This window comes from Ruegeria sp. HKCCD6604, assembly GCF_013110635.1.
In the GTDB taxonomy this organism is placed as follows: domain Bacteria; phylum Pseudomonadota; class Alphaproteobacteria; order Rhodobacterales; family Rhodobacteraceae; genus Ruegeria.
In genome coordinates, this window is record NZ_WVQW01000002.1 from 191,868 (window position 1) to 215,409 (window position 23,542).

The 23,542-nt window shown below is 58.5% G+C and carries 31 protein-coding genes; 17 read left to right on the top strand and 14 right to left on the bottom strand.

What is annotated here, in order from left to right; genetic code table 11:
* On the top strand, nucleotides 1-510 hold the full coding sequence (locus GS614_RS08930) for a potassium channel family protein (protein ID WP_152459433.1): 510 nt from the start codon (nucleotides 1-3) through the stop codon (nucleotides 508-510).
* Nucleotides 511-517: 7 nt separating this feature from the next.
* Here the strand turns inward: GS614_RS08930 and GS614_RS08935 are convergent, their stop codons facing one another.
* Nucleotides 518-847 carry a hypothetical protein gene (locus tag GS614_RS08935; protein WP_171117096.1) on the bottom strand — a complete coding sequence of 110 codons (330 nt, stop codon included), beginning with the start codon at nucleotides 845-847 and terminating at the stop codon, nucleotides 518-520.
* A 187-nt stretch (nucleotides 848-1,034) separates the two neighbouring features.
* On the opposite strand from GS614_RS08935, the gene betB reads away from it, so the two are divergent.
* Nucleotides 1,035-2,489 carry a betaine-aldehyde dehydrogenase gene (betB, locus tag GS614_RS08940; protein WP_171117098.1) on the top strand — a complete coding sequence of 485 codons (1,455 nt, stop codon included), beginning with the start codon at nucleotides 1,035-1,037 and terminating at the stop codon, nucleotides 2,487-2,489.
* A gap of 590 nt (nucleotides 2,490-3,079) precedes the next feature.
* Here the strand turns inward: betB and GS614_RS08945 are convergent.
* The 5 genes from GS614_RS08945 to fliL are packed head-to-tail and all read right to left on the bottom strand — an operon-like array spanning nucleotide 3,080 to nucleotide 7,693.
* Nucleotides 3,080-5,215 (bottom strand): hypothetical protein, encoded by a 2,136-nt coding sequence (locus GS614_RS08945; RefSeq protein ID WP_171726054.1) that lies wholly within the window; start codon nucleotides 5,213-5,215, stop codon nucleotides 3,080-3,082.
* Entirely contained in the window at nucleotides 5,212-6,081 is an 870-nt protein-coding gene (gene motA / locus GS614_RS08950) for a flagellar motor stator protein MotA (protein WP_171726055.1), read from the bottom strand. The genes GS614_RS08945 and motA overlap by 4 nt, the downstream gene beginning before the upstream one ends.
* A gap of 47 nt (nucleotides 6,082-6,128) precedes the next feature.
* The gene (locus tag GS614_RS08955) at nucleotides 6,129-6,713 is read right to left on the bottom strand and encodes a MotE family protein (RefSeq protein ID WP_171172053.1); all 585 of its coding nucleotides are present in this window, start codon (nucleotides 6,711-6,713) and stop codon (nucleotides 6,129-6,131) included.
* A complete protein-coding gene (locus GS614_RS08960) occupies nucleotides 6,710-7,186 on the bottom strand; it encodes a hypothetical protein (protein ID WP_171726056.1) in 477 nt (158 codons plus the stop codon). The genes GS614_RS08955 and GS614_RS08960 overlap by 4 nt, the downstream gene beginning before the upstream one ends.
* 9 nt (nucleotides 7,187-7,195) lie before the next feature.
* Complete coding sequence (gene fliL, locus GS614_RS08965; protein WP_171726057.1) at nucleotides 7,196-7,693, bottom strand: flagellar basal body-associated protein FliL; 498 nt, start codon at nucleotides 7,691-7,693, stop codon at nucleotides 7,196-7,198.
* Between the two features lie 119 nt (nucleotides 7,694-7,812).
* Between fliL and fliF the strand changes: the two genes are divergently transcribed.
* Genes fliF through fliP form a run of 4 tightly spaced genes read left to right on the top strand, consistent with a single transcriptional unit; the run spans nucleotide 7,813 to nucleotide 11,000 of the window.
* The gene (gene fliF / locus GS614_RS08970; RefSeq protein ID WP_171726058.1) at nucleotides 7,813-9,396 is read left to right on the top strand and encodes a flagellar basal-body MS-ring/collar protein FliF; all 1,584 of its coding nucleotides are present in this window, start codon (nucleotides 7,813-7,815) and stop codon (nucleotides 9,394-9,396) included.
* Entirely contained in the window at nucleotides 9,396-9,992 is a 597-nt protein-coding gene (locus tag GS614_RS08975) for an ABC transporter ATP-binding protein (protein WP_171726059.1), read from the top strand. Before fliF ends, GS614_RS08975 begins: the two co-directional genes overlap by 1 nt.
* Nucleotides 9,985-10,272 (top strand): FliM/FliN family flagellar motor C-terminal domain-containing protein, encoded by a 288-nt coding sequence (locus tag GS614_RS08980; RefSeq protein WP_152459423.1) that lies wholly within the window; start codon nucleotides 9,985-9,987, stop codon nucleotides 10,270-10,272. The genes GS614_RS08975 and GS614_RS08980 overlap by 8 nt, the downstream gene beginning before the upstream one ends.
* The gene (gene fliP / locus GS614_RS08985; RefSeq protein WP_171117115.1) at nucleotides 10,272-11,000 is read left to right on the top strand and encodes a flagellar type III secretion system pore protein FliP; all 729 of its coding nucleotides are present in this window, start codon (nucleotides 10,272-10,274) and stop codon (nucleotides 10,998-11,000) included. The genes GS614_RS08980 and fliP overlap by 1 nt, the downstream gene beginning before the upstream one ends.
* Nucleotides 11,001-11,103: 103 nt before the next feature.
* Here the strand turns inward: fliP and GS614_RS08990 are convergent, their stop codons facing one another.
* Both GS614_RS08990 and GS614_RS08995 read right to left on the bottom strand, forming a co-directional pair.
* On the bottom strand, nucleotides 11,104-11,703 hold the full coding sequence (locus tag GS614_RS08990; RefSeq protein WP_171363445.1) for a phospholipid-binding protein MlaC: 600 nt from the start codon (nucleotides 11,701-11,703) through the stop codon (nucleotides 11,104-11,106).
* Nucleotides 11,693-12,463, bottom strand: a complete 771-nt coding sequence (locus GS614_RS08995) for a VacJ family lipoprotein (protein WP_171726060.1) — start codon at nucleotides 12,461-12,463, stop codon at nucleotides 11,693-11,695. Before GS614_RS08995 ends, GS614_RS08990 begins: the two co-directional genes overlap by 11 nt.
* A gap of 345 nt (nucleotides 12,464-12,808) precedes the next feature.
* On the opposite strand from GS614_RS08995, the gene GS614_RS09000 reads away from it, so the two are divergent.
* The 4 genes from GS614_RS09000 to GS614_RS09015 are packed head-to-tail and all read left to right on the top strand — an operon-like array spanning nucleotide 12,809 to nucleotide 15,551.
* Nucleotides 12,809-13,264, top strand: coding sequence for a RidA family protein (locus tag GS614_RS09000; RefSeq protein WP_152459420.1), 456 nt, complete (start codon nucleotides 12,809-12,811; stop codon nucleotides 13,262-13,264).
* A complete protein-coding gene (locus GS614_RS09005) occupies nucleotides 13,261-14,028 on the top strand; it encodes a glycerophosphodiester phosphodiesterase family protein (RefSeq protein WP_171172044.1) in 768 nt (255 codons plus the stop codon). Before GS614_RS09000 ends, GS614_RS09005 begins: the two co-directional genes overlap by 4 nt.
* Nucleotides 14,029-14,073: 45 nt before the next feature.
* Nucleotides 14,074-15,261: a GNAT family N-acetyltransferase gene (locus tag GS614_RS09010; protein WP_171726061.1), complete on the top strand. Its 1,188-nt coding sequence runs from the start codon at nucleotides 14,074-14,076 to the stop codon at nucleotides 15,259-15,261.
* Complete coding sequence (locus GS614_RS09015) at nucleotides 15,258-15,551, top strand: 4a-hydroxytetrahydrobiopterin dehydratase (protein WP_152459417.1); 294 nt, start codon at nucleotides 15,258-15,260, stop codon at nucleotides 15,549-15,551. The genes GS614_RS09010 and GS614_RS09015 overlap by 4 nt, the downstream gene beginning before the upstream one ends.
* Here the strand turns inward: GS614_RS09015 and GS614_RS09020 are convergent.
* From GS614_RS09020 to GS614_RS09035, 4 genes are all read right to left on the bottom strand, one after another.
* Complete coding sequence (locus GS614_RS09020) at nucleotides 15,548-15,856, bottom strand: hypothetical protein (RefSeq protein ID WP_171726062.1); 309 nt, start codon at nucleotides 15,854-15,856, stop codon at nucleotides 15,548-15,550. The genes GS614_RS09015 and GS614_RS09020 overlap by 4 nt on opposite strands.
* Before the next feature lie 21 nt (nucleotides 15,857-15,877).
* Nucleotides 15,878-16,225: a hypothetical protein gene (locus GS614_RS09025; RefSeq protein WP_170346724.1), complete on the bottom strand. Its 348-nt coding sequence runs from the start codon at nucleotides 16,223-16,225 to the stop codon at nucleotides 15,878-15,880.
* Nucleotides 16,226-16,236: 11 nt separating this feature from the next.
* On the bottom strand, nucleotides 16,237-16,482 hold the full coding sequence (locus tag GS614_RS09030) for a glycine zipper 2TM domain-containing protein (RefSeq protein ID WP_152459414.1): 246 nt from the start codon (nucleotides 16,480-16,482) through the stop codon (nucleotides 16,237-16,239).
* A gap of 102 nt (nucleotides 16,483-16,584) precedes the next feature.
* Nucleotides 16,585-17,070 carry a peroxiredoxin gene (locus tag GS614_RS09035; protein ID WP_171726063.1) on the bottom strand — a complete coding sequence of 162 codons (486 nt, stop codon included), beginning with the start codon at nucleotides 17,068-17,070 and terminating at the stop codon, nucleotides 16,585-16,587.
* 99 nt (nucleotides 17,071-17,169) lie between these two features.
* Here GS614_RS09035 and GS614_RS09040 point away from each other — a divergent pair, with 99 nt between their 5' ends.
* The 4 genes from GS614_RS09040 (at nucleotide 17,170) to GS614_RS09055 (ending at nucleotide 19,865) form a co-directional block, all read left to right on the top strand.
* On the top strand, nucleotides 17,170-18,381 hold the full coding sequence (locus GS614_RS09040) for an NAD(P)/FAD-dependent oxidoreductase (RefSeq protein WP_171363442.1): 1,212 nt from the start codon (nucleotides 17,170-17,172) through the stop codon (nucleotides 18,379-18,381).
* Complete coding sequence (gene rsmD, locus GS614_RS09045; protein WP_171726064.1) at nucleotides 18,378-18,935, top strand: 16S rRNA (guanine(966)-N(2))-methyltransferase RsmD; 558 nt, start codon at nucleotides 18,378-18,380, stop codon at nucleotides 18,933-18,935. Before GS614_RS09040 ends, rsmD begins: the two co-directional genes overlap by 4 nt.
* Before the next feature lie 89 nt (nucleotides 18,936-19,024).
* Entirely contained in the window at nucleotides 19,025-19,660 is a 636-nt protein-coding gene (locus tag GS614_RS09050) for an HAD family phosphatase (RefSeq protein WP_171726065.1), read from the top strand.
* Between the two features lie 25 nt (nucleotides 19,661-19,685).
* Nucleotides 19,686-19,865: a hypothetical protein gene (locus GS614_RS09055; protein WP_171726066.1), complete on the top strand. Its 180-nt coding sequence runs from the start codon at nucleotides 19,686-19,688 to the stop codon at nucleotides 19,863-19,865.
* Here the strand turns inward: GS614_RS09055 and map are convergent.
* Nucleotides 19,853-20,665 carry a type I methionyl aminopeptidase gene (gene map, locus GS614_RS09060; RefSeq protein WP_171726067.1) on the bottom strand — a complete coding sequence of 271 codons (813 nt, stop codon included), beginning with the start codon at nucleotides 20,663-20,665 and terminating at the stop codon, nucleotides 19,853-19,855. The genes GS614_RS09055 and map overlap by 13 nt on opposite strands.
* 269 nt (nucleotides 20,666-20,934) lie before the next feature.
* Between map and GS614_RS09065 the strand changes: the two genes are divergently transcribed.
* Nucleotides 20,935-21,330, top strand: coding sequence for a RidA family protein (locus GS614_RS09065; protein ID WP_253283520.1), 396 nt, complete (start codon nucleotides 20,935-20,937; stop codon nucleotides 21,328-21,330).
* 1 nt (nucleotide 21,331) lies between these two features.
* On the opposite strand, the gene sfsA is transcribed toward GS614_RS09065, so the two are convergent.
* A complete protein-coding gene (sfsA, locus tag GS614_RS09070) occupies nucleotides 21,332-22,039 on the bottom strand; it encodes a DNA/RNA nuclease SfsA (RefSeq protein WP_171206706.1) in 708 nt (235 codons plus the stop codon).
* Nucleotides 22,040-22,089: 50 nt separating this feature from the next.
* Between sfsA and GS614_RS09075 the strand changes: the two genes are divergently transcribed.
* Entirely contained in the window at nucleotides 22,090-22,812 is a 723-nt protein-coding gene (locus GS614_RS09075; RefSeq protein ID WP_152459406.1) for a molybdopterin-binding protein, read from the top strand.
* Entirely contained in the window at nucleotides 22,809-23,519 is a 711-nt protein-coding gene (locus tag GS614_RS09080) for a GNAT family N-acetyltransferase (protein WP_171726068.1), read from the top strand. The genes GS614_RS09075 and GS614_RS09080 overlap by 4 nt, the downstream gene beginning before the upstream one ends.
* The last annotated feature ends 23 nt before the right edge of the window (nucleotides 23,520-23,542 follow it).

Genomic DNA, 23,542 nt, shown 5'->3' on the forward strand with positions numbered 1-23,542 from the left:
ATGCACCGCAAACCCACGACATTGGACGAATGGAAATCGACGCTGATTGCGGCACTGGGGCTGGTCCTTGCTAGCTTCCTGGCTTGGTATGGCCTGTCCCGCCTGAGCGAGGCGGCTGCGGGCGATACGATTGGCACAGTCGCCTCGATCGGGTTGTTGATCTGGTTGGTGTCACAATCCTGGTATTACATGACACAGGTGAAATCGCCCCGCAGGCTTTTGTTTCTGATGGGTGTTTCGTTCATACAGGTCGTTCCATTCCTGTTCGCCGCAGTTTACGGGGCCTTTGGGTATAACGACCACTGTGTCATTGGTGCGCAGGGTCCGGGGGATATCCTGTATTTTTCCTATGTCACCTTTACCACAGTCGGATATGGCGACATGTCCCCGACCGGTCTGTGCCGTGGGCTCGCCGTGTCCGAGGCCGTAACAGGCTATATCCTGCTGGGTATGTTTGTTGCCGCAGCAGTTTCGCTTTATGCCCGCAACCACAATCCGGATAGACCCTAATTCGGGACTATTTGTTGTGATCGATCCAGCGCGACATCATTTTCTTGTCGCGGAAACACTCGGATGGGATCGGGCGGCGCTTGCTGCGTGAAATCCGCTCGGCAAACGCGACTTGTTTTCCCGTCGGGTAATTGTCGAACTGCGAGGTCCCGCGTGGTTTGTGTGCGGAAATCCAGTCAGACAAAAGCCGCCGATCACGCTGTGCCTCAACCGGAATCTCAAGGGCTGACTTCTCGGCAATCGCACGCGCATACCGCATCTGCCGATCGGTGACCGGAAGCAGGTGATAGTCGTTGTTCGGCCCGTTCAGGGCTGTGGGACGTGTTTGCTGGGCCATCGGTTTGTCCTCTGACTACGTAGAACATAAATAGAACATTAACCAAAAATTTCAAGGTTTACGGGGTTCGACAGGCGTAAAGCCGCCCCTTCGATGATTTTATTGACTGGTCAATCAATAACCGATAGGCCGATTTTTGACTGACCATTTGTCCCGTCCTGACGGGTGCGAAAGAAAAGGACACGGTATGAAGTTTCAGCCCCGGGCCAGCCATTTCATTGACGGCGAATATGTCGAAGATACAAACGGCGCGGCCATCGAAGTGATCTATCCCGCTACAGGCGAAGTGATTGCACGGTTGCATTCAGCGACGCCGGCGATCGTGGAACAGGCTCTAAACAGTGCAAAAAACGCTCAGGCAGCATGGGCGGCCCTGTCCGGGACGGAACGTGGCCGCATCCTGCGCCGCGCCTCTGATATCATGCGCGAACGCAACTACGACCTGTCCGTTCTGGAAACCCATGATACCGGCAAGCCGATTCAGGAAACCACAGTGGCCGATGCCACCTCGGGGGCCGATGCGCTGGAGTATTTTGGTGGATTGGCAGCCTCTCTGACTGGCGAGCATATTCCGCTGGGCGGGGGGGATTTCGTCTATACCATCCGCGAGGCGCTGGGCGTGTGCGTCGGGATCGGCGCCTGGAATTACCCCACGCAGATCGCCTGCTGGAAAGGTGCACCTGCACTGGCTTGCGGCAACACGATGGTATTCAAACCTTCGGAAACCACGCCCCTTTCGGCATTGAAAGTGGCCGAAATTCTTGTCGAGGCCGGCGCACCCAAGGGTGTCTACAACGTGATCCAGGGATACGGTGATGTCGGTGCTTCGCTGGTCTCTGATCCGCGCGTGGCCAAGGTCTCTTTGACAGGTTCTGTGCCGACGGGCCGCAAGGTCTATGCTGCTGCTGCGGATGGCATGAAGCATGTGACCATGGAACTTGGAGGCAAATCCCCGATGATCGTCTTTGACGATGCCGACATCGAAAACGCTGTTTCAGGTGCGATCCTGGGCAATTTCTATTCTTCGGGTCAGGTTTGTTCCAACGGCACCCGCGTCTTTGTTCAGAAAAGTATCAAAGAGGCCTTCCTGAGACGTCTCTCGGAACGTCTGGCGCACGCGAAAATCGGCGATCCAATGGACGAGGACGTCAGCTTTGGCCCGATGGTCAGCGAGAACCAGATGAACATCGCCCTGGGCTATATCGAAAAGGGCAAAGCCGAAGGCGCAAGACTGGTTTATGGCGGTGAACGGATCGAAAGAGACGGCTATTTTGTGCAACCCACGGTTTTTGCTGACGTCACGGACAACATGACCATCGCGCGCGAGGAAATCTTTGGCCCCGTCATGTCGGTGCTGGATTTCGAGACCGAGGAAGAGGTGATGGCCCGCGCCAATGACACCGAGTTCGGTCTGGCCGCAGGTGTCTTCACGAATGATCTGACCCGGGCGCATCGAATCGTGGCCGGATTTGAAGCTGGCACTTGCTATATCAACACCTACAACCTTGCCCCGGTTGAAGCGCCGTTTGGTGGATCGAAGATGTCCGGTGTCGGGCGCGAGAACTCGAAACTGGCGATCAATCACTTCTCGGAAATGAAAACCGTCTATGTCTCGATGAATGATGTTGAGGCTCCGTACTGAATCAAGGACGGTGGTCCGCTGTTTTTGACGTCTCTGTTCCCGGTGTCTGACGCCGGGAGCAGGGGAAACGCCAGCCAGTGGTGTGAAATACTGCACTGGCAATACCGATGCCTGTCAGCGTGCCGGAAAAGGCGGGCTTGCAGAATTTGTGTCCAAAGACGTTGCCATCCCAAGCCGGTTGGCCCGGCCTGATGAGGAGACACGTCCGCGATTTCTCTGACCACGGAACTCATTGAAGGTGCGGAACTTTTACCGCCGTATTTCGGATGTGGCGTCTCGTTTTCACGCATCTGCCGCAAATTCCACGGCACCGGTTGCTTTACGGGCGGTCAGCCGTCGTGACCTTTTTGGTTAAGGAACGTGGCCTGAAATTCGGCGGCCTGTTCTTCTGTGTCATGTCTGGAACACAACATCCTTGAAAGAAGTTGGAGCCATGTTTGCATCCCCGCCTGATCGGGTGTTCTGATTGGACCCGCTTTGAAGCAACTGCGCCGGGGCTCCCAACGCTGCCAGCGGTTGAAACGCATCGCAGGGTATACCGGGACCGGCGTTCACTTTGCCGGGTGCGGCCGGAACAGTCGCGATATATGTCATTTTACTCCAACTGCGTTCAACATCTCGTCGATCCGCTGGCGGGCCGACTGGCTGTCCTTCAACAGGTTTTCCGCATCCGCCAGCGGTTTTTCCGCCAACCGTTCCGGCAGGTCAGACAAGGCTTGGGTCGTTTGGTTCAATGCCGCGTATTTCCCGCCCGCAGGTTCCAGCCTTTTATCCGATACTCCGGCCAGCCAGAAGTACCGGTTTGCCGCTTCGTTTTGTTCGAGATCTCGGAGCATTTCGCCGGCGGCTGCAAAATCTTCTGTTGAAACCATCGCCTGCGCGCGCAAGGCAATCGCCTCTGCGGAATTGTCATCAGCCAGCTCCAGCAGGGCTTGATGAGGGCGCCCCGACAGCAAAGCGGCCCGAGCCCGCAACCGAGCCCGATCCGAGCGCCGAGACTGATCTTCCGGTTTGTTCGCCAGCGCGAATGTCTGCTGAGCAAAGCCCAGATCAGCAAGACGGCTTGCCAATGCAATTGCAGTATCGGTTGTCAGCACTGCCGTCATGTCTGGCTGCATTACCTCCATCGTCTGGCGTAGAAAGGTTGCGTCATCCGATCTTTCAGCAAGCAATTGCAGATGCCGATTGATCGCGCCGTCACTATCGGGTCCGGGTGGCTGCGCTTTGATCACGTCAAATGCACGGTCGAATTCCTGGCTCAGGCTCAGAGCGATCGCATAGGTGCGGTTCATCATCGGGCCCAGCTCCGATCGCCTGAACTCGACCGCATAAGATGTCGCCAGATCAAGCTCTTGAGAAGAAACAGCTTTGCGTTCAGACCAACGTTTTTCCACCAGGCGCGCCAAAGCCAGCGGAGATTCAGTGGCGGCGTCGGTAGAGGTTATAACCTCGGTCAACAACTCTTCTTCACGGTCACTGTCCCCTTCCGCCTTGGCAACGCTGGCTTTGGCCTGAGCGACACTGGATATCGTTTCCGGTTCAATCCGGTCAACCGAACGAAGGATTCTGCGGGCAGCCTCCAGTTGTTGTGCGCTCACCAGTAATTCTGATAACCGCGGCCCCAGCTGGCGGCGAAGATGATCTGGCAGTCTTGAATACGCGTTTTCGATTGCTTCCACGTTTGCGTCAGGTGCCAGTTCCCCTTCGGACAACACAGCCCAAAGCGCGGCATCGCTGTCACATCGTTGCAGGTCGTTGAATGGATTCCTGGGCAGCGGCGGCCGGTTATCTACAACCCGCGCAATTGCCGCAACGGGTTCGAAGCCCTCTGGCGGCGTCTCCAACAGCCTAAAGACACTCAACGCTTCGGCTCCGAAACCGAAAGAGGCGTAGAGCTTGGCCAGGTTCATGGCCTTTTCGCCGTCAAGTTTGTCAAACTCTTTGTACAGCCCAGAGCGGAGAGCTGATACCTGGTCCGGAAAAGGCGTGTCCCCTGACCAGGACGCAAAATTCATCTCAGCAGTCGAGATGCAGGCCGGTCTGTGGTCAATTGGTTGCAGTTCTGCGTTCAATACATTCTGCAAATCGTCCAGAACCGTGGTCAGACGTACGTTCGAACGCAATCGGGGCGGCACAACGCTTGTACCGGACGGGGCGGTATTGCGTGGCCCGACAGGAGCAAGCTTCAAATCCAGCAACTTGCGATCGGTCCCTTGCAGAAGACGAGTGGACAGCTGGTCTTTTATCCCCTGCTCAGTCATGGTGAGGAGCGGAAGATGCAACCCTGTCTCAACCGATGGCGGTTTGCCTTCGGCCGTTTTTCCGATCAAGGGTGGCGGTACATTCTCAAGAAGCGGCGGCAACAATTCCCCTGGCGCGATGTCCAGTACGATCATCGAGTTTCTGTACAGAAACGCCGACGCCACGCAGTCGCACCCGAACTCCAGCTCCAAAGCGCTGCCGGGGTTTTCCTGCGACAATGAGGCCAGGCGGTTCGTGGTCAAACGCCCAAAAACCGAGCTGGTTTTGAATGTGACATCGTCCAGGGCAATGGTAAGGCTGGCGCCGTTCTTCCGTTGCGCCAGCACCCAGCGGGTGTCCGGTGGCACGTCGAAAACCAGACGTGTGAATCCGTCATGCTCACCGGATCGCACCACCACGTCCTGTGCAGTCACGGCAGATGCAGCCATGACCAAAACCGCAATCAGAAACCCGATGCGCTTCATGCCGCAGCCTGCTTGAGCTCTTTCAATGCGCCTTCCAGCTCGGAAAAGTCCGGGCGGTTATGGGTTGGGGTGTTCTGGCGTCCGACTTCAATGCACATGGCGGCATTGTGGTTGTGCAGGTTGGCCACCAGTACTTCTTTTATCAGCTGATAAAAGTGGTTGTCTTCTTCAGCCACGGCTTTCAGTTTGCCTGCGAAGGGGCCGACCAGACCATAGGCCAGAAAAACGCCCAAGAACGTGCCTACCAGGGCACCCCCAATCAGCTTCCCCAGCACTTCGGGCGGCTGATCGATTGATCCCATTGTCTTGATCACGCCCAGAACCGCAGCAACGATCCCCAGCGCGGGCAGGCCGTCTGCCACTGTTTGAAGCGCATGGCTTGAGTGCATGGCGTGATGAAAATTCGCCTCCATGCGCTTCTCCAGAACCTCTTCAACCTGATGCGGATCGTCATAATTCATCGCCGCCGACCGCATGGTGTCACAAATCAGGTCGACGGCCTCCTTGTCTGATTGGATCTTGGGGTATGCGGAAAACAAGCTGGAGTTTTCGGGGTCTTCTATATGCTGCTCGACCTCAACAGGGTTGGCGCGGGCAATGCGGATCAACGAAAACAGAAGGCACAGAAGGTCACGATAGTCTTCGGGCTTCCATTTCGGGCCCTTGAAAACCTTGGCCATGTCTTTGATCGTATGTTTCACGCCGCCCATGTCATTGCTGATCAGAAAGGCTCCTACGGCGGCACCACCGATCATCATCATTTCGAAGGGAAGAGATTTCATGATGATGGTCATCTTGCCACCTGCCGCGAGATAGCCGCCGAAGACCATTACGAAGATGACAACAATTCCAACAATTCCAATCATTTGAGATCTCCAGATGAGTTCTGTGCGATACCGGGCAACACGGGGGACTACTCCTGTGGGGCCGAGGCGTTGCGTCCGGCCATGACAACGCTGATCGTATAGGCCGCTTCGGGGCTCAGGCCCGCCAGTACGCCAGCCGCTGCGTCTGCCGGCATGCGGGACAGGAACCCTGCGGCAAAGGTCGGGTCCATAGTTTCAAACAACGCGGCTGCGTCCTTGGGTTTCATGTTCTGGTAAACATCCGTCAGGCGCGCCAGATCGTTCTCTGCCGCCTTGTCCGCAACCGCCAACGTGGCACGCAGGGCATCTTCTGCTTCCTTCAGGGCCGTCAGACGCGTTTCAACGGCCTGGGTTGCGATCTCCAGTGCTTTTTCCTGATCGCGCAATTCAGCCTCTCGCTGTTTGACGCGTTCCTCCCGGCGCAAAAGTTCTGCTAGCACAACCTGAACATCGCGTGTTTCGGACGCGGCGGGCTTGTTTTCCACGGCTTCGGGTGTCGCCGGTTTGGCGAGCGCGGGTCCTGCCTCCAAGCCAACGCGAATGGCTGCCGAGCCGATCATCAGCAATGAGATGACAGCAAGCACACCGCCGCGCGGACGTGTATCGTGTTTGGCGTTGCGCGCAAGGCTCATGCCTGCGCCCCGTTCTGTTTGCGGTCATGGCGGAAGAACATCAGGCCCTCTGGCGCCTTGGGTTGCTCTTCACGCGCACCAGTTTCGGCCGGTTCCGCTGCTTTCTCGTGCTTGGTGCCCTGTTCCTCTTCAGGCTGGGGCTCGTCTTGGACAGGCTTTGCCGTTTCCGGGGCGGCAGTTTCTTCTTCGGGGATGACATCATGCAGAGATGCCATCATCAGCTCCAGGTGCTGAGCCACGGTCTCAGCCCTTTGCGTCAGCGCCTTCAGCTGATCCCCCGATTGATCCGAGGCATTTCGCGCGCTGTCCAGGGATTTCTTCAGCTCTTCTGCCTGGGTCGACAACACGGCCACCGCGCCACCGACGCCTTTTTCAAGATCGGTGAACCGCCTGAGGCGGCGCGACAGCACAAAACAATAAAGACCCGCGCCCAACGCACCGGCGACCAGAAAAATATCCGCAATCAGCTCCAATTCCGCCTCCTAATTCAGTACAAATTCCATCACCAGCACATCGCGAACGCGCCCTTCGCCAACAACAATTCCAATGCGTCGCAGCAGGTGACCTCGGATGCGCGTCAATGCCAGCGAATCCTCCAGGTCCTTCAATTCAACGGCTCGCAGGTATCCGTTCAGGACATCCATGATTCGTGGCTGCATTTTTTTCGCATCAGCTATGTACGGCGCGTTAACTTCGAGCTGAGCGTGGAACTTCAAATGTCGCGAATTGCCGGAATTCACCGATACAACAACCGGCGGCAGATCAATGAACCCCACATCCGCCAGCGCTTTGGCAGGTTCCTCTTTCGCCTCGTCCTTGCCGGCCTCAACCGCGGCCTTGCCACCCAGCGGAATCAATCCGGATGACGTCAGGAAATACCCGCCCGCAGCGCCGGCGATGGCAAGAAGCATCCCGATCAGCATTCCCTTTTTCCCTTTTTTCCCGGTGGGTTCCGCCAGTTCGTCGGTTGCGTCGGTCATGACGTCCTCATTCATCAGTTCCGACCCCGTCATAACCGCGCAGGGACTAACCGATTGTTAAGAGCAATCGTCCAAACAGAGGGTGCGTCGGGCAGAATGCCGGCGAGTCGGAGGTGAGCGTGCAGCAGATTGGAACTGTCTGGGCTAATTTGGACAGGCGTAAACAAATCATCGTCGCCGGTGCGGTTGCGCTGGTGTTTCTGGGAATCCTTGGCATGTCGCGCCTCATGACGGCTCCGTCCATGACGCTGCTTTATGCGGGTCTGGAAAGCGGTGCCGCCGGGGAAATAGTACGCGCGCTGGACCAGCGCGGCGTCACATATGAAATCCGGGGCGGATCGATCTACGTATCCGGCGCGCAGCGCGACGAGCTGCGAATGACCCTGGCCAGCGAAGGCCTGCCCGCAAACGGCAACAAAGGGTACGAACTGCTTGATTCGCTAAGCGGTTTTGGCACCACCTCTCAGATGTTCGATGCTGCCTATTGGCGCGCGAAAGAGGGTGAACTGGCGCGGACGATTGTCGGAAGCCCGCATATAAGTCAGGCGCGCGTCCATATTGCCAACGGGACGGCAAACCCGTTTCAGCGCAGCGTGTCGCCAACGGCTTCGGTTTACCTCGTGCCATCCGGGACCGAAATTACCGGGGATCAGGCCAAGGCCATCCGGTTCCTCGTTGCCTCGGCCGTCAGCGGCCTGACGCCCGAGAACGTTACGGTGGTTGATTCGCACGGGGCCGTGATTGGCGGGCAGGATACCGCAGCGCCTGCGGACACTGCGGACGACAAGTCGCGCCAGTTGCGGGAACGTGTTCTGCGTCTGGTCGAGGCGCGTGTCGGTACAGGCAATGCCGTGGTCGAGGTCAGTGTGGACACCGAAACCAAGACGGAATCCATTCGCGAGCGGCGCTTTGACCCCAAAGGCCGCGTGGCGATCAGCACGGATGTCGAAGAACGTTCGGACAGCGCCCGAAACCAGTCATCGGATGTCACCGTGGCGTCGAACCTGCCGGATGGCGATGCGGCGGGCGGGGACGAATCGAACTCGACGGCTACCCAGACTCGTGAGCGGGTGAACTACGAAGTCTCCGAGACTGAGTTGGAAGTTCATAAGGCTCCCGGCGCGATCAAGCGCCTGACGGTTGCAGTTCTGGTCAATGGGAAAAGATCAGTGGACGCCTCTGGTGCCGAAGTCTTCACGCCCTTGCCCCAGGAAGAGCTGGCCGCTCTGGAAGAGCTCGTGGCGTCGGCAGTCGGGTACGATGCGGCGCGCGGGGACGTTATCACACTGAAATCCATGGATCTGCCGTCGGTCGAACCACAGGGCACCCTGGTATCGTCGTCGCTCTGGCACAACGTCCATCTGGACGTCATGTCCTTGATACAGATGGCCGTGCTGGCTTTGGTTTCGCTCGTGCTGGCCCTGTTCGTGATCCGCCCGATCCTGACGAATGCGACACCGACACCGGCGCTGCTGGCGGCGGCAGGAGGGGCGGATTCGGATACCCTGGCACTGACAGGTGAAATCGCTCCGGAGGAACCGGCAGAGCTCTCGACCCTGCCGGCAGAGCGTGGTGTTCCGGCTCTCGGCTCGAACGCCACGGAGGATCCTGTCGACCGGCTGCGCGCTATGATCGGTGACAAGCAGGAAGAAACTGTCGAGATCCTGCGCAGTTGGCTTGAAGAAAGTGAGGAGCGGGTGTGATGTCGATTGCCCATCTTCTTGAGGATTTCACCACCCAGACCGGTACGGGGCCTGTTCTGATCTTGAATGAGGACACGCTGGAAGAGCAACGGCTCGCTGCCTTCGAAGACGGGTATGGGGCCGGTTGGGAAGATGCCTCGCGGGCGCAGGAGCAAAGCCGCGGCCAGATTTCGGCTGAATTGGCAAGGTCGCTTGAGGATATGTCTTTCACCTATCACGAAGCCATCGCCCGCATGACCCTGTCGTTGGAGCCCATGTTCACCAGCCTGGTTCAGACCGTACTGCCTGAGATGGCCGAGCGCGGCCTTGCAGCCCGCATCGTGGAGCAACTCTGTGAAATGGCGCGTTCGCGGATAGAGCAGCCGATGCAGATTTTGGTGCCGCCGGGTTGTGCCGAGAGTGTCGCAGCGCTGTTGCCGCAAGATCTGCATTCCACTCCTCAGGTGATCGAACACTCTGAACTGGAGCCGGGTCAGGCCCGCCTTCAGGTCGGCACGAGCCGACGTGAGGTTGATTGCAACGCTTTGCTCGCCGCCATCGAACAGACCTTTGACGCTTATGTCTTTGAGACAAGAGAGGCTTTGTCCAATGAATGACACCCAGATCCCGAAATCTGAAAAACCCAACCCCTTCGACTCGGTCCCGATTGAAGTGACCGTTTCCGTTGGTCGTGCGCGCCCATTGATCAAGGACCTGTTGAACATGGGAGAGAATGCCGTGCTGACCCTGGACAAACGGATCGAAGACCCGGTTGACCTCTATGTTGGGGATCAGTTGGTGGCGCGCGGGCTGTTGGAAGAAATGGAAGGCGATCAGGCAGGGCAGCTTGCAGTGCGCTTGACCGAGATTGCGGATTTGCACAACGGAATCGGTTGATGCGCTATGTAATCTGCCTGGCTTTGGTGGCCGTGTTGACGCCCTCACTGGCCGCTGCCCAGGATTTGACCTTGTCCTTGGGCGAGGGCGGGTCGATTTCCGCCCGGACGATCCAGCTGATTCTGCTGATCACAGTACTGAGCATCGCTCCGGGGCTGGCGATCATGATCACCTGCTTTCCCTTCCTGATCACCGTTCTGTCGATCCTGCGGCAAGGGATTGGCCTGCAACAATCTCCGCCCAATATGCTGTTGGTCAGCCTGGCGTTGTTCCTGACCTATTTCATCATGGACCCGGTGTTTTCAGAAGCATGGGCGACAGGGATACGACCGATGATGGAAGAGACGATGGAAGTGGAACCAGCGCTGGAGCGCGCGTTAGAGCCGTTCCGCGCCTTCATGGCGGCCCGACTGGATGCGGACACGTTCTATGCCATGGCGGCTTTGCGCCCCGGTGGTGAGGCTATGGAGTTGTCCGCACAAGCGCCATTGTCGGTCTTGATGCCGTCCTTCATGCTGTCGGAAATCGCACGGGCGTTTCAGATCGGGTTTCTGATTTTCCTGCCGTTTCTGATCATCGATCTTGTCGTGGCTGCTGTATTGATGTCGATGGGCATGATGATGGTGCCACCGGCCATCGTATCCTTGCCATTCAAGCTGGCGTTTTTCGTGATTGCCGACGGGTGGGCTCTGATTGCGGGCGCATTGGTGCGCAGTTACATGCCGTGAGCTCGACATGTAGCCGCGGCGCGCTGAAAAAACAGGCGGTCAGGCGCCTCTGCCCCACTGTTGTCAAAGGCGTAATTCAATGCCTGGTCGCAAGTGAAACGGATCAACCCGTCTTTTTCAGGTCTTTGATCAACTGGTCCAGGTTGCCTTTGCGCGCGTCCAGCATCGCGCCGATTTCGGTGCGTTCGGTCAGCAACAGATTCACGCCTTCGATGAACATGTTGTAGAATTTTTCACGCCCCGACTTGTCCGAAACAAGGAACGTCACATCAAACGGCGCCGAGCCGCGCAGCTTGACCATTGTGCGCACTTCATATCCGGCCTTGATCTTGCGGGCATTGCGCACGTTGACCTCACCGCCGATGAACTCGCGGAAGCGGCGACCATATTTGCGGGAAATATAGCCCTGAAACGCCTTGGTGAATTGCTTCAACTGGGATGGGGTGGCCGTGCGGGCATCGGCACCGAGGGCATAACGCGCCATGATCGGGACGTCGGCATATTGCACAAAGATCTTCTCGAAATCACGCAGCATCGCATTCTCTGACTTGCCCGATGCGATAACCCTGTTGATGTCGTTGACCACACTGTTGACCAGTGCCTTGGCTGATGCCTCGGTCTGGGCAAATGCGGATTTGGGCAGGACCGCCAAGGCCAGACCAGCTGCGACAAAGCTACGGCGGTTCAACTCGTTATTCAGCATAGGGGTCCTCGTATGGGTCTAAATAGGGGTCCCTGACCGGGTCTGTACCGGTTTCGGCATAGGGGTCGGAATACAAATCCAGATAGGCGTCTTCGTCATCTCTTGCCAGTTCGAAGCGGCGGTTTTGCAGATAGATCAGGCGGGCCTGCGCGTAACTGTCTGCGCTTTCATACAGAATCGAGTCCACGGTATCCGAGAACCGCCCACGATCGCCCATGCGGCGAACGACTTCGGCATAGACGCCCAGATTGTCAGCGGGCCGGACCGGGGTAAAATTGATCGGATTCGAGAACAGGTTGATCACGACCCCGATGGCATCCCTTTGGGTCGACGGGCCATAGAAAGGCAGTTCAACATAAGCCCCTTCACCGACCCCCCAGACATGCAGGGTCTCACCGAAATCAGTATCGACGGGCGGCAGGTTCAGCTCATCTGCGGGCGCGGACAGGCCAAAGCCGCCCACGGTCATGTTGATCACAAAGCGCAGCAGCGCATTGCCCATCTGTTTCGGGTTGCCCTGAAGCAGATAGTCGACCGCTTGTCCGGGCAGCGAGATGTTTTCTGCGAATGTGCTGAAACTTGTGACCATGGGATCAGGAACGATCTTCACGTACCCTTTCGACGCAGGTCGAAACAGAAACCGGTCAACGCCCAGATTGAACTTGTGAATTCCCCGGTTCGCGTTTTCGTAAGGGTCAAACACTTCGCTGCGTGAGGCGCCCTCGGGCGGTGTCGTTGCACAGGCGGACAGAATGGCCATGAGTGACAGGACAACCAGGTGTTTCAGGCAAAATCTGCTCGACACGATCTTTGCTTCTCCCAAATGCCCGACATCCGTTCTGTCGGGCCAACAATCACAATTCACCAATACTAACACGCCGGTAAGGCACAAGTTCTTGTCACATAGTCGTTTCAGGTCTCAAATGAAACACCTAGCGTGTAACCTGTTCGTCAGGTCCGGGTAAAGCAATTGAGCATCTGCAAGTCATAATAAGTAAAGATATGCTCAGATCGCATGCAAGCCGGAATTTGCCGCATTCCGTCTTTCCACGGATGTGCTTCCCGGTTAGCGTCCGGCAGAGTCAATCAGGGAAGGACCCTCTCAATGAGCATCGCTGCAAAATTGGAAAGCCTCGGTGTCACGCTGGGCGACGCACCCGCGCCAGCGGCAAATTATGTGCCGTATGTACGTGTGGGCAATATCGTGTACGTGTCCGGCCAGATATCGAAATCAGACGAGCTGATCACCGGCAAGCTGGGCGATGACATGGATGTCGAGGCCGGAGCCGCAGCGGCGCGGGTCTGCGCGATCAATCTGCTGGCACAGGTCAAGGCGGCCTGTGGCGGAGATATCGACAAACTGGTGCGTGTCATCAAGCTGACCGGTTTCGTGAACTCGACCGCAGATTTCACTGCGCAGCCGCAAGTGATCAACGGTGCATCCGACTTCCTGGTCGAAGCGCTGGGCGACGCCGGTCGCCACTCGCGTTCTGCCGTAAGTGCTGCGTCGCTGCCTTTGGGCGTGGCGGTCGAGATCGAAGGCATTTTCGAGATCGAATGATACCGCCCCTGCCAGCTGCGTTTTTGCAGGCCCCGATTGCTCATCGGGCGCTGCATGACGTCTCGAAAAACCGCCCGGAAAACAGCCGGGCGGCCATTCGTGCCGCCATTGATGCCGGATACGGGATCGAGATCGACCTTCAGCTGACATCTGATGATCGTGCCGTCGTATTCCATGATTACGACATGGGGCGTCTGACCGGCCAGCCCGGGCCGATCCGGCAGGTGTCGGCGGCGGCGGCGTCCGAATTGACCCTTCTGTATGGTGATGACGGCATTCCAACGCTGGATGAAGTGCTGGATATGGTCGCAGGCCGGGTGCCGCTTCTAATCGAGCTGAAGGATCAGGACGGCATTATGGGTATGAATATCGGTGCCCTCGAGCACGACACCGTGCGCGCATTGCAGGGCTATGACGGCCCGGTGGCCCTGATGTCCTTCAATCCAAACTCGGTTGCGGAACTGGCGCGGCTGGCCCCGCACCTGCCGCGCGGCATCACGACTTGCGCCTATGAGCCCAGTGTCGAGCTTCTGCCGCAAGACGTCTGCGACACCCTGCGCGACATTCCTGATTTTGAACGTGTCGGGGCCGGTTTCATCAGCCACGAGGCGGAAGATCTTTCCCGCCCGCGTGTGGCCGAACTGAAGGCGCAAGGCGTGCCGATCCTGTGCTGGACTGTCCGAACGCCCGAACAAGAGGCAGAGGCCCGCATGGTTGCCGACAATGTGACCTTCGAAGGGTATCTGGCTGCGCATTCAGCTTGAACCTTGCCGCTTCGGTCACAGATAAAGGGCTGGTGCGGAGGAAACATGGATCAGGCCCAAATCGAAGTTCAGGTCATTGGGTCTCTGTCGCGGATTTCAGCGGCCGAGTGGGATGCCTGCGCCTGCCCCGAGGCCGCCGATGGTGGACGGCCCCTTAATCCCTTCACCACGCATCGCTTTTTGCTGGCGCTTGAGGAAAGCGGCTCGGTCGGGCGCGGTACGGGTTGGCAACCGCAATACCTGACCGCCTTTCTTGACGGGATCCTGATCGCAGCGGCCCCTATGTATGCCAAATCGCACAGCCAGGGCGAATACATCTTTGACCACAGCTGGGCCCATGCCTATGAAAGCGCAGGCGGGCGGTATTATCCCAAGCTGCAAATCGCGGTGCCGTTCACACCCGCCACCGGGCGGCGGTTTCTGGTGCGCCCGGGCTATGACAGGATCGGAATGTCGGCTTTGGTGCAGGGTGCCGTTCAACTGGCGGCCGACAATCAGGTTTCTTCGGTTCACGTGACCTTCTGTACAGAAGCCGAGGCATTGGCGGGTGAGCAGATGGGGCTAATGCTTCGCAGCTCGCAACAGTTTCACTGGCTGAATGATGGCTACGCCGAATTCGATGACTTCCTTGCGGCCTTGTCCTCACGCAAGCGCAAGAACATCCGCAAGGAACGGGCGCAGGCCAATGGCTTTGGCGGTGAAATCCGCACATTGACGGGCGATGACCTGCGCCCGGAACACTGGGATGCGTTTTGGCGGTTCTATCAGGACACCGGGGCGCGAAAATGGGGCTCACCCTATCTGACGCGCCGGTTTTTTGACATCGCACAAGAGACGATGGCGAATGACATGGCCCTGTTTTTGGCTGAACGGGATGGTCATGCCATTGCGGGTGCGCTGAACTTCATAGGCCGCGAAACGCTTTTTGGGCGGTATTGGGGCTGCATCGAACATCATGCCTGCCTGCATTTCGAACTGTGCTACTATAGGGCGATAGACTTTGCCATTGCCCACGGTCTGGCCCGGGTGGAAGCGGGCGCTCAGGGCGAACACAAGCTGGCGCGGGGCTATTTGCCGACGCGCACGCATAGCTTGCACTGGGTCGGCGATCCGGGTTTTGCCGATGCCGTCAAAAAATATCTGGACGCCGAAGGCCGCGCAGTGGGAGAAGAGATCGAGATTCTGACGGATTACGGCCCGTTCAGGAAATCGAACCCGGAGGAACAGCAATGACTGAACTTTTGTCCGCCGAGACCCGTGGCCCGCTGCTGGATCCGCTGTTCAAAAACGGCTGGACCATGGTCGAAGGCCGCGACGCGATCACCAAGACCTTCATTTTCGACAACTTCGTGCACGCATTTGGCTGGATGACGCAAGTGGCGATCTGGGCCGAGAAATGGAACCATCATCCAGAATGGTCCAACGTCTACCGCACGGTCGAGGTGGTCCTGTCCACCCATGACGTAGGCGGCCTGTCGTCACTGGACGCTAAGCTGGCTCGAAAGATGGACAGTCTGTGCTAGCGGTCGTTGCCTGACCCCTGGCCACCGGCAAGCGACGCAGCCGTGCCCATCTGCTTGAATTCCGCAGGTGTGACGGTGCCATCGCTGACATCGATGGACCGTGGGATGCCAGTGGTCTTGTTCCCGATCTGGCGCACGCTGCGCGCCGCTGGGTTGATATCCAGACACCGGTTTTCATAGCAGGTCAGGCCAGACGGATTGATCTGGATGCGGGCCTGTCCGTCAGGCCCCGTCACCACGGGAGCTTCCGGAACGTCACAGGCCGCGGCCAGTGCCAAAGCACCCATTCCGATCCATTTCTTCATAGCAAGCTCCTTCAAGCGGGCTTAGTCCAGTTGACCATTACCATTCTGATCTGCCGCGCCGAAATCTTCATTCATCTGTGCATCATATTCAGATCTTGAGATAAAGCTGTCCTTGTTGCGGTCAACATTCTGGAACTGCTTTATGTCCAGAAACGGCTTGGCCTCGGCCTGACCCAGTGTGCCGTTCTTGTCTTCGTCCATGGCCTGAAACGCATAGTCCGAAAAAGCGTCGAACTCGTCTTTGGACAGGAACCCGTCATTGTTTGCGTCGATGGCATTCAATTCTTTTTCATGCAGCTCGGCCACGGTTTCGGCATTGGTGGCCGAGGCCAGGAATGCAGCTGTGAATACAAAAATCGCCCGTTTCATGTCCAATCTCCTCAGCATGCAAATCTTTGGCCTTCAATGCCACCGGCGGCAGCGCCGGCTGCGGTCAGGATCGTCTTGCCCGATCCGCCGCCGAACTGGTTGCCGATTGCACCGCCGATCAAGGCGCCGCCCAATGTGCCGCTGAGGCAGGCAATCTCGTGCTGTCGTGCGGCTTGCTGTTGCGGGGTTGGGGCCGGACCGCAGGCTGCCAAAAGCGCTGCGCCGGTCAGGATGGATGAAAATACCTTAAGTTTCATAAAAATCTCCCCAATTTTGTGCGACGAGTATTCGCGCATTGAGGCAGTGCTTCAAGTTAAATTGGGTTCACGCGGCCCCGGACAGACCGGGGCCGGCCAAATTCAGATCACCTCCAGCAGGCCTTCACCCGCCGAGATCCCGCAGGCACCGGGGTTTTCTTCCAGGTTCAGGGCCGTGATCTTGCCGTCCTCGACCAGCATCGCATACCGTTTCGAGCGCGCGAACAGGCCAACGGGCGGGGCGTCGAAATCCATGCCGATGGCTTTGGTGAATTCTGAGGCCGCGTCTGAAACCATGGTCAGTCCGGCCGCGGTCGCGCCGGTGGATTCACCCCAGGCCTGCATGACGAACGGGTCGTTGACCGACAGGCACATGATCTCGTCCACGCCCTTGTCGTCGAACTGCTTTTTGGTGCGAATGAAGCTTGGCACATGTGCGGAGGTGCATGTGCCGGTATAGGCGCCGGGCACAGCGAAGATGACAACCTTGCGCCCTTTTGTCTTGTCCGAAATCCGAACTTCCTCCGGCCCGTCGGCCCCCATCTGGATCAGTGTGGCTTCGGGCAGAGTGTCTCCTGTTGAAATCATTTTTCAGCTCCTGTCGTTTGGATTTGCAGAATTGGGCTAAGCCGCAATATAGGTGGTCAAATCTGAGAGACCACGGGAAAACTGCAGGGTGGGCAAAGCATGAGCCATATTGTCGTGATTGGCGCGGGTCAGGCAGGAGCGTCCTTGGTGGCGCGGTTGCGCAAGGACGGATTCGACGGAGAGATTACTCTGATCGGGGCCGAGCCGCATCTGCCGTATCAGCGCCCGCCTTTGTCCAAGGCCTATCTTCTTGGAGAGATGGAGCTGGAGCGCCTGTTCCTGCGACCCGAAAGCTTCTATGCCGAAAACAACATCACTCTGCGGCTTGGCCAGCGCGTGACCGGCATCGACCCCAAGGCCAAAACGGTCACTGTTGGGGACGAAGTCATCCCGTATGACGAACTGGCGTTGACCACCGGGTCAGATCCGCGCCGTCTGCCTGCCGCCATCGGAGGCGATCTGGACGGCGTGCACGTGGTGCGCGACCTGGCCCATATTGACGAGATGGAACCCAAAGTGACCGAAGGCGCCCGCGCGTTGATCGTGGGCGGCGGTTACATCGGGCTCGAGGCCGCCGCCGTCTGCGCGAAACGCGGCGTCAAGGTCACCTTGGTCGAGATGGCCGACCGCATCCTGCAACGGGTCGCTGCGCCCGAAACCAGCGCGTATTTCCGCGCGTTGCACAGCGAATACGGTGCCGACATCCGCGAAGGCGTCGGGCTGGATCGTCTGATCGGCGAAAATGGCCGGGTTGTGGGGGCCGTGTTGACGGACGGCACGACGCTGGACGTTGATTTCGTGGTGGTCGGTGTGGGCATCACCCCCTCTACCCAACTGGCCGAGATGGCAGGGCTCGAACTGGACAACGGCATCAAAACCGATGCCCATGGTCGCACGTCTGATCCGTCGATCTGGGCGGCGGGCGATTGCGCCTCTTTCCCCCATGGCGAAGGGCGTATCCGTCTGGAAAGCGTCCCCAACGCGATCGACCAGGCCGAAATCGTGGCGCAGAACATGCTGGGCGCGGCCAAGGATTATGTGGCAACCCCATGGTTCTGGTCGGACCAGTACGACGTCAAGCTTCAGATCGCGGGCCTGAACACCGGATATGACCGCGTGGTGACCCGCAAGGGCGAGGGTCAGACCGTGTCCTTCTGGTATTACAAGGGCGACAGGCTGATTGCTGTGGATGCGATGAATGACCCGCGGGCATACATGGTCGGCAAGCGATTGATCGAAATGGGCAAGACCGCTGATCCCGAAGTCGTGGCAGACCCGAACGCGGACCTGAAACCGCTGCTCAAGTCGTGAGGATCATAGCCGGAGAATTCCGGGGCCGCGCCCTCGCCCCGGTCGGCAAGGGTGACGCGGGCGCGCATCTGCGCCCCACCACCGACCGCGTGCGTGAAAGCCTGTTCAATGTGCTCAACCACCAGATCGATTTTGACGGTTTGCGGGTGCTGGATCTGTTCGCGGGAACCGGGGCGCTGGGGCTCGAGGCGCTGTCGCGGGGGGCGTCGCATGTCACCTTCGTCGATGACGGGCGGGTGGCTCAGGGGTTGATACGCAAGAATATCGACCTGACCCGCAGCGCCGACCGTACCGACTTGGTCTGCCGCGATGCGACCCGGTTGGGCGACAACCCCGGCGCGCCATACGATCTGGTTTTTCTGGACCCGCCTTACGGGAAATCCATGGGGCAGAAGGCCGTCGCCGCCTTGGCCAATGGCTGGATCGCGGATGATGCATTGTTGGTTTGGGAAGAAAACGCCCCGATGCAGGCGCCGGCCGGGTTCACATTGCAAGACAGTCGCAAATATGGCGACACGCATATTTCCTTGATGTGGAAAGGTGTGCCAGGCTGAGACGATCCGCGCGGTTTGGCCGGCGGCCTGTGTTTGCAATGACGGGACAGCTTGGATAGGCCGAGCGCGAGGTACAGCAGGAATCCCATATGCACGATCTTGTCATTTTCGATTGCGACGGCGTTCTGGTGGACAGCGAGGTGATCTCGAACCAGGTGCTGGTGGACAATCTGGCGCATCATGGCCTGCATCTGGCACTGCGTGAATGCATGTCCATGTTCGTGGGCGGAACCATGGTGGGGGTGCGGGACAAGGCCCGCGCGATGGGTGCCGTTCTGCCCGAAGACTGGATAGATCAGATCTATGCCGAAACCTATGACCGCCTGCGCGCAGGTGTGCCATTGGTCCCCGGTATCGCAGACCTGCTTGCGGGGCTGGATCAAAAGGGTATCCCCTGTTGCGTCGCGTCGAATGGCAGCCCGGACAAGATGAAGATCACTCTGGGTCAGAACGGGCTTTGGGACCGTTTCAAAGACGTGATGTTCTCGGCCCATGTGCTTGGCACCGGAAAGCCGGACCCAAAGATGTTCCGCCTGGCCGCCGAGCACTTTGGCGCAACGGCTCCGGTAGTGATCGAAGACAGTCACAGCGGTGTCACGGCGGCGATCCGCGCCGGCATGCGTTGCCTTGCTTATGCGCCTCATGGCGGCGGTGAAAAGCTGGCGGATCTGGGGGCCGAGGTGATCACGGACATGTCACAGGCGCATGGGGTGTTGGGACTTTGACCCGCGTTTGTGCTAATGTGCACGCATGGACTGCACCCTGACACCTTTTGCCTGGACCTTTTCAAGCGACACCGAAGCCGCTGCCGGCCCCGAGCGCAAACCCATGCGCGCGCCGGTCTTCATCCACGACGCGGTTACGCCGTGGGGGGCTGAAACGATGCTGCTGAAACTTCTACGTGAGCAGGCCGCTGATCAGGACGAATAAGTCGGGTGAAATTTGCCAGCGGGTGACAGGGTAAAGATATCGACCCCATCCGAGGTGACGCCCACCGAATGTTCGAACTGTGCCGACAGCGATTTGTCGCGGGTCACGGCTGTCCAGTCGTCCGCCAGAGTCTTGGTTTCGGGACGACCCAGATTGACCATGGGTTCGATGGTAAAGAACATACCCTCTTCCAGCACGGCACCGGTGCCCGGGCGACCATAGTGCAGCACGTTCGGTGGCGCGTGAAACACACGACCCAGACCATGACCGCAGAAATCACGCACGACGCTCATCCGATGTGCTTCGACATAGGACTGGATGGCATGGCCGATGTCACCAAAGGTATTGCCCGGCTTGACCATCTCGATGCCCTTGAACAGCGCGTCATGGGTCACCTGGATCAGCCGTTCCGCCTTGCGCGGCAGCTTGCCCGCCACATACATGCGCGAGGTGTCGCCAAACCAGCCATCGACGATGACGGTGACGTCGATATTCAGAATATCGCCGTCCTTCAGCTTTTTCTCACCGGGAATACCGTGACAGACAACGTGGTTCACGCTGATGCAGCTGGCGTGCTGATAGCCTTTATAACCTATGGTGGCCGAGGTCGCACCGGCGTCTTCGACCATCTGCGTGATCAATCCGTCAAGTGTGCCGGTGGTTTGACCGGGAAACACATGTTCTGCAATATCATCCAGAATCCGCGCAGCCAGCGCCCCTGCCGCGTGCATCCCTGCAAAGTCACCTTGTTCATAGATGCGAATGCCGTCCTTGGTCAGGCGGCCACGATGCTCTTTCATCGACGCTAAGCTCCAAATGTTGCGCGCAGCATTCCTTTTACGCTGCTTGTGCAGAAAGTACCAGAGGGCGCGCGTTCAGACTGCGTAAACCATGCGAGAAACTTGGTTCCGTTGGCTCAGGATTCAAGAGTAGGGGCTGCATTGCAGCATCTCGGACCCCACCGCCTCGACCGCAATCCGTACGGCTACTGGCTTGGAAACTTTTCACGGCAGGCGGATCAGTATCTAATGATTGCACTTTTTCTTGAGAAAATCAGGGAACCGGATGCATGTCACAGAAACGAGAATTGATCTCTAACGGAAACCCCATGGAAAGCATCGTTGGGTTCAGCCGAGCGGTTCGGGTCGGGAACTTCATCGCGGTCGGTGGAACCGCACCAGTCGATGCTGAGGGCAACACTGTGGGTGTCGGTGATGTCTATCTGCAAACCAGACAATGTTTCGAAATCATCAAAGATGCGCTTGAGCGTGCCGGGTCAGGGCTGCACGATATTGTCAGAACGCGTGTCATCCTGACCGAAATCGAAAACTGGAAACAGGCGATCGAAGCCCGAAAGCTGTATTGTCTCGATGCTCGCCCTGTAGATACTATCATGGCCATCGAACGATTTGTGAATCCCGAGTGGCTGGTCGAGATTGAGGTTGATGCTGTCGTTGCGGACTGACTCAGCCGGCCAAAATCCTCATTTCAGTCTGCACCCAAACCCCCGACGGCGTTATCCGCGTCCCGCAAACGATCCGTTCCACCCCTTGCGCCTGCGCCGCCTCAAACGCCGCCGCATAGGCCGGATCAATATCGGCCGCCAAAGCAAACCGGTCGCAATCGGTTCGCTGAACCAGATACAGCATGATCGCCCGGTGCCCTTGCGCGGCCATCGCGGCCAACTCGCCCAGATGCTTGGTGCCACGGGCTGTGACGCTGTCGGGAAACTCGGCCAGTCCGGGCTGGCGTGACAGTGTCACGCTTTTCACCTCGACATAGGCATCCGGCAGGCCCGGCCCCGTCAGCAGGAAGTCGATGCGGCTGTTGTCGCCGTATTTCACCTCGGGCCGGACGGTGTCATAGGCGGCCAGTTCGGGAATCTCACCGGCTTCCAAAGCAGTGCGCAGCGCCCGGTTCGGGACCGAGGTATCGACCCCGGTAAAATGCCCGTTCTCGTGGTCCACCAGCCGCCATCCGAATTTCAGCTTTTTCTTCGGATCGTCGTTGGGTTCCAGCCAAATCTTTTCGCCGGGCTCGGCCAGCCCCATCATCGACCCCGGATTGGCGCAATGGGCCGTTACCTCACTCCCGTCCTCAAGCCTGCAATCGGCCAGAAAGCGTTTGTAGCGGCGGATCAGCCGGGCTGGGACAAGAGGGGTTTCAAATCGCATGGTTCAGGGCCTATACCTGCCCCTGAGGACGATCAAGAGGGGACAGCGCCATGGCCAATCCAACCGCAGCGATGCTGGTGATCGGGGATGAAATCCTGTCGGGTCGCACCCGCGATGCGAATATGCATTTTCTGGCGCAGGAACTGACCAAACACGGCATCGACCTGAAAGAGGTCCGCATTGTCAGCGATGACGCCCCTGCCATTGAAGCGGCCGTCAAAGCGCTGTCCGACGCCTATGACAATGTCTTCACCAGCGGCGGCATCGGCCCGACCCATGACGATATCACGGCCGATTGCATTGCCCGCGCTTTCGACACACCCATTGATGTGCGCGATGACGCGCGCGCGCTGTTGCAGGCTCATTACGACAAATCCGGGCTGGAATTGAATGCCGCCCGCCTGCGCATGGCGCGTATTCCGGACGGTGCGACGCTGATCGAAAATCCGGTTTCGACGGCGCCCGGGTTCACGCTTGCGAATGTGCATGTCATGGCGGGTGTGCCGTCGGTTTTTCAGGCGATGGTGGCGAGCGTTTTGCCAACATTGACCGGAGGCCGCCCTTTGCTGTCGCAAACTCTGCGTGTGGACCGCGGAGAAGGTGATATCGCCGCAAACCTGGCGGCCTTGGCCGAAGATTTCAGCGACCTGTCCATCGGATGCTATCCGTTTCAGATCAACGGTGCCTTCGGGGCCAATGTGGTTGTGCGCGGCACCGACGGAGGCCGGATCGACGCGGCCACCACTCGCCTGGCGAAAGAGCTTGAGCTTTGAGCGATAACTGGGCGGAAATAGTCGACGGAACATGGCCCGCCGCACGCTATCAGCGGCTTGGCCCGTTTCTGCTGCGTGAGGGGCAGGGCGGAGGGTCGCGCGTGTCTGCGGCCAGTGCATTGGGCCCGGCCAATGAAGACGATATCGACGCCGCCGAGGCCGCGATGCTGGCCATGGGGCAAAAACGCATCTTCTGCCTGCGGCCCGGGGATGAAGCCCTGGATGCAATGCTGGCCCAGCGGGGATACGACATTCTTGACCCGGTCAACATATATGTCTGCCCCGTCTCTCGGCTGATCGATCAGCCGATCCCACCGGTCATGGTGTTTTCAATCTGGGAACCGCTTGAGATCATGCGCGAAATCTGGGCCTCGGGCGGGATCGGACCCGAGCGGATCGCGGTGATGGAACGTGCCAAGGGCCCCAAGACAGGATTTTTGCTGCGTCACAACGACAAACCCAGCGGCGTGGCTTTTGTGGCGATGCATGCAGACACTGCGATGGTCCACGCGCTGGAAGTGTTGCCCGAACACCGTCGTCAGGGATTGGGCCACTGGACCATGCGCGCGGCGGCATTCTGGGCGCGTGATCACGGTGCGCAGAACCTCAGCGTGATCTGCACCAAGGCCAATGAGGGCGCCAACGGTCTTTATCGTGCCCTCGGGATGGAGATCGCGGGCGAATACCATTACCGTCATCTTGTCTGAACCGAAGAGGCCGCCGTGACACA

Excerpts from the sequence above, each read along its gene's own strand:
- GS614_RS08930 (WP_152459433.1), top strand. The coding sequence starts at position 1 with ATGCACCGCAAACCCACGACATTGGACGAATGGAAATCGACGCTGATT.
- GS614_RS08935 (WP_171117096.1), bottom strand. The coding sequence starts at position 847 with ATGGCCCAGCAAACACGTCCCACAGCCCTGAACGGGCCGAACAACGAC.
- betB (WP_171117098.1), top strand. The coding sequence starts at position 1,035 with ATGAAGTTTCAGCCCCGGGCCAGCCATTTCATTGACGGCGAATATGTC.
- GS614_RS08945 (WP_171726054.1), bottom strand. The coding sequence starts at position 5,215 with ATGAAGCGCATCGGGTTTCTGATTGCGGTTTTGGTCATGGCTGCATCT.
- motA (WP_171726055.1), bottom strand. The coding sequence starts at position 6,081 with ATGATTGGAATTGTTGGAATTGTTGTCATCTTCGTAATGGTCTTCGGC.
- GS614_RS08955 (WP_171172053.1), bottom strand. The coding sequence starts at position 6,713 with ATGAGCCTTGCGCGCAACGCCAAACACGATACACGTCCGCGCGGCGGT.
- fliL (WP_171726057.1), bottom strand. The coding sequence starts at position 7,693 with ATGACCGACGCAACCGACGAACTGGCGGAACCCACCGGGAAAAAAGGG.
- GS614_RS08975 (WP_171726059.1), top strand. The coding sequence starts at position 9,396 with ATGTCGATTGCCCATCTTCTTGAGGATTTCACCACCCAGACCGGTACG.
- GS614_RS08980 (WP_152459423.1), top strand. The coding sequence starts at position 9,985 with ATGAATGACACCCAGATCCCGAAATCTGAAAAACCCAACCCCTTCGAC.
- fliP (WP_171117115.1), top strand. The coding sequence starts at position 10,272 with ATGCGCTATGTAATCTGCCTGGCTTTGGTGGCCGTGTTGACGCCCTCA.
- GS614_RS08990 (WP_171363445.1), bottom strand. The coding sequence starts at position 11,703 with ATGCTGAATAACGAGTTGAACCGCCGTAGCTTTGTCGCAGCTGGTCTG.
- GS614_RS08995 (WP_171726060.1), bottom strand. The coding sequence starts at position 12,463 with ATGGCCATTCTGTCCGCCTGTGCAACGACACCGCCCGAGGGCGCCTCA.
- GS614_RS09000 (WP_152459420.1), top strand. The coding sequence starts at position 12,809 with ATGAGCATCGCTGCAAAATTGGAAAGCCTCGGTGTCACGCTGGGCGAC.
- GS614_RS09005 (WP_171172044.1), top strand. The coding sequence starts at position 13,261 with ATGATACCGCCCCTGCCAGCTGCGTTTTTGCAGGCCCCGATTGCTCAT.
- GS614_RS09010 (WP_171726061.1), top strand. The coding sequence starts at position 14,074 with ATGGATCAGGCCCAAATCGAAGTTCAGGTCATTGGGTCTCTGTCGCGG.
- GS614_RS09015 (WP_152459417.1), top strand. The coding sequence starts at position 15,258 with ATGACTGAACTTTTGTCCGCCGAGACCCGTGGCCCGCTGCTGGATCCG.
- GS614_RS09020 (WP_171726062.1), bottom strand. The coding sequence starts at position 15,856 with ATGAAGAAATGGATCGGAATGGGTGCTTTGGCACTGGCCGCGGCCTGT.
- GS614_RS09025 (WP_170346724.1), bottom strand. The coding sequence starts at position 16,225 with ATGAAACGGGCGATTTTTGTATTCACAGCTGCATTCCTGGCCTCGGCC.
- GS614_RS09030 (WP_152459414.1), bottom strand. The coding sequence starts at position 16,482 with ATGAAACTTAAGGTATTTTCATCCATCCTGACCGGCGCAGCGCTTTTG.
- GS614_RS09035 (WP_171726063.1), bottom strand. The coding sequence starts at position 17,070 with ATGATTTCAACAGGAGACACTCTGCCCGAAGCCACACTGATCCAGATG.
- GS614_RS09040 (WP_171363442.1), top strand. The coding sequence starts at position 17,170 with ATGAGCCATATTGTCGTGATTGGCGCGGGTCAGGCAGGAGCGTCCTTG.
- GS614_RS09050 (WP_171726065.1), top strand. The coding sequence starts at position 19,025 with ATGCACGATCTTGTCATTTTCGATTGCGACGGCGTTCTGGTGGACAGC.
- GS614_RS09055 (WP_171726066.1), top strand. The coding sequence starts at position 19,686 with ATGGACTGCACCCTGACACCTTTTGCCTGGACCTTTTCAAGCGACACC.
- map (WP_171726067.1), bottom strand. The coding sequence starts at position 20,665 with ATGAAAGAGCATCGTGGCCGCCTGACCAAGGACGGCATTCGCATCTAT.
- GS614_RS09065 (WP_253283520.1), top strand. The coding sequence starts at position 20,935 with ATGTCACAGAAACGAGAATTGATCTCTAACGGAAACCCCATGGAAAGC.
- sfsA (WP_171206706.1), bottom strand. The coding sequence starts at position 22,039 with ATGCGATTTGAAACCCCTCTTGTCCCAGCCCGGCTGATCCGCCGCTAC.
- GS614_RS09075 (WP_152459406.1), top strand. The coding sequence starts at position 22,090 with ATGGCCAATCCAACCGCAGCGATGCTGGTGATCGGGGATGAAATCCTG.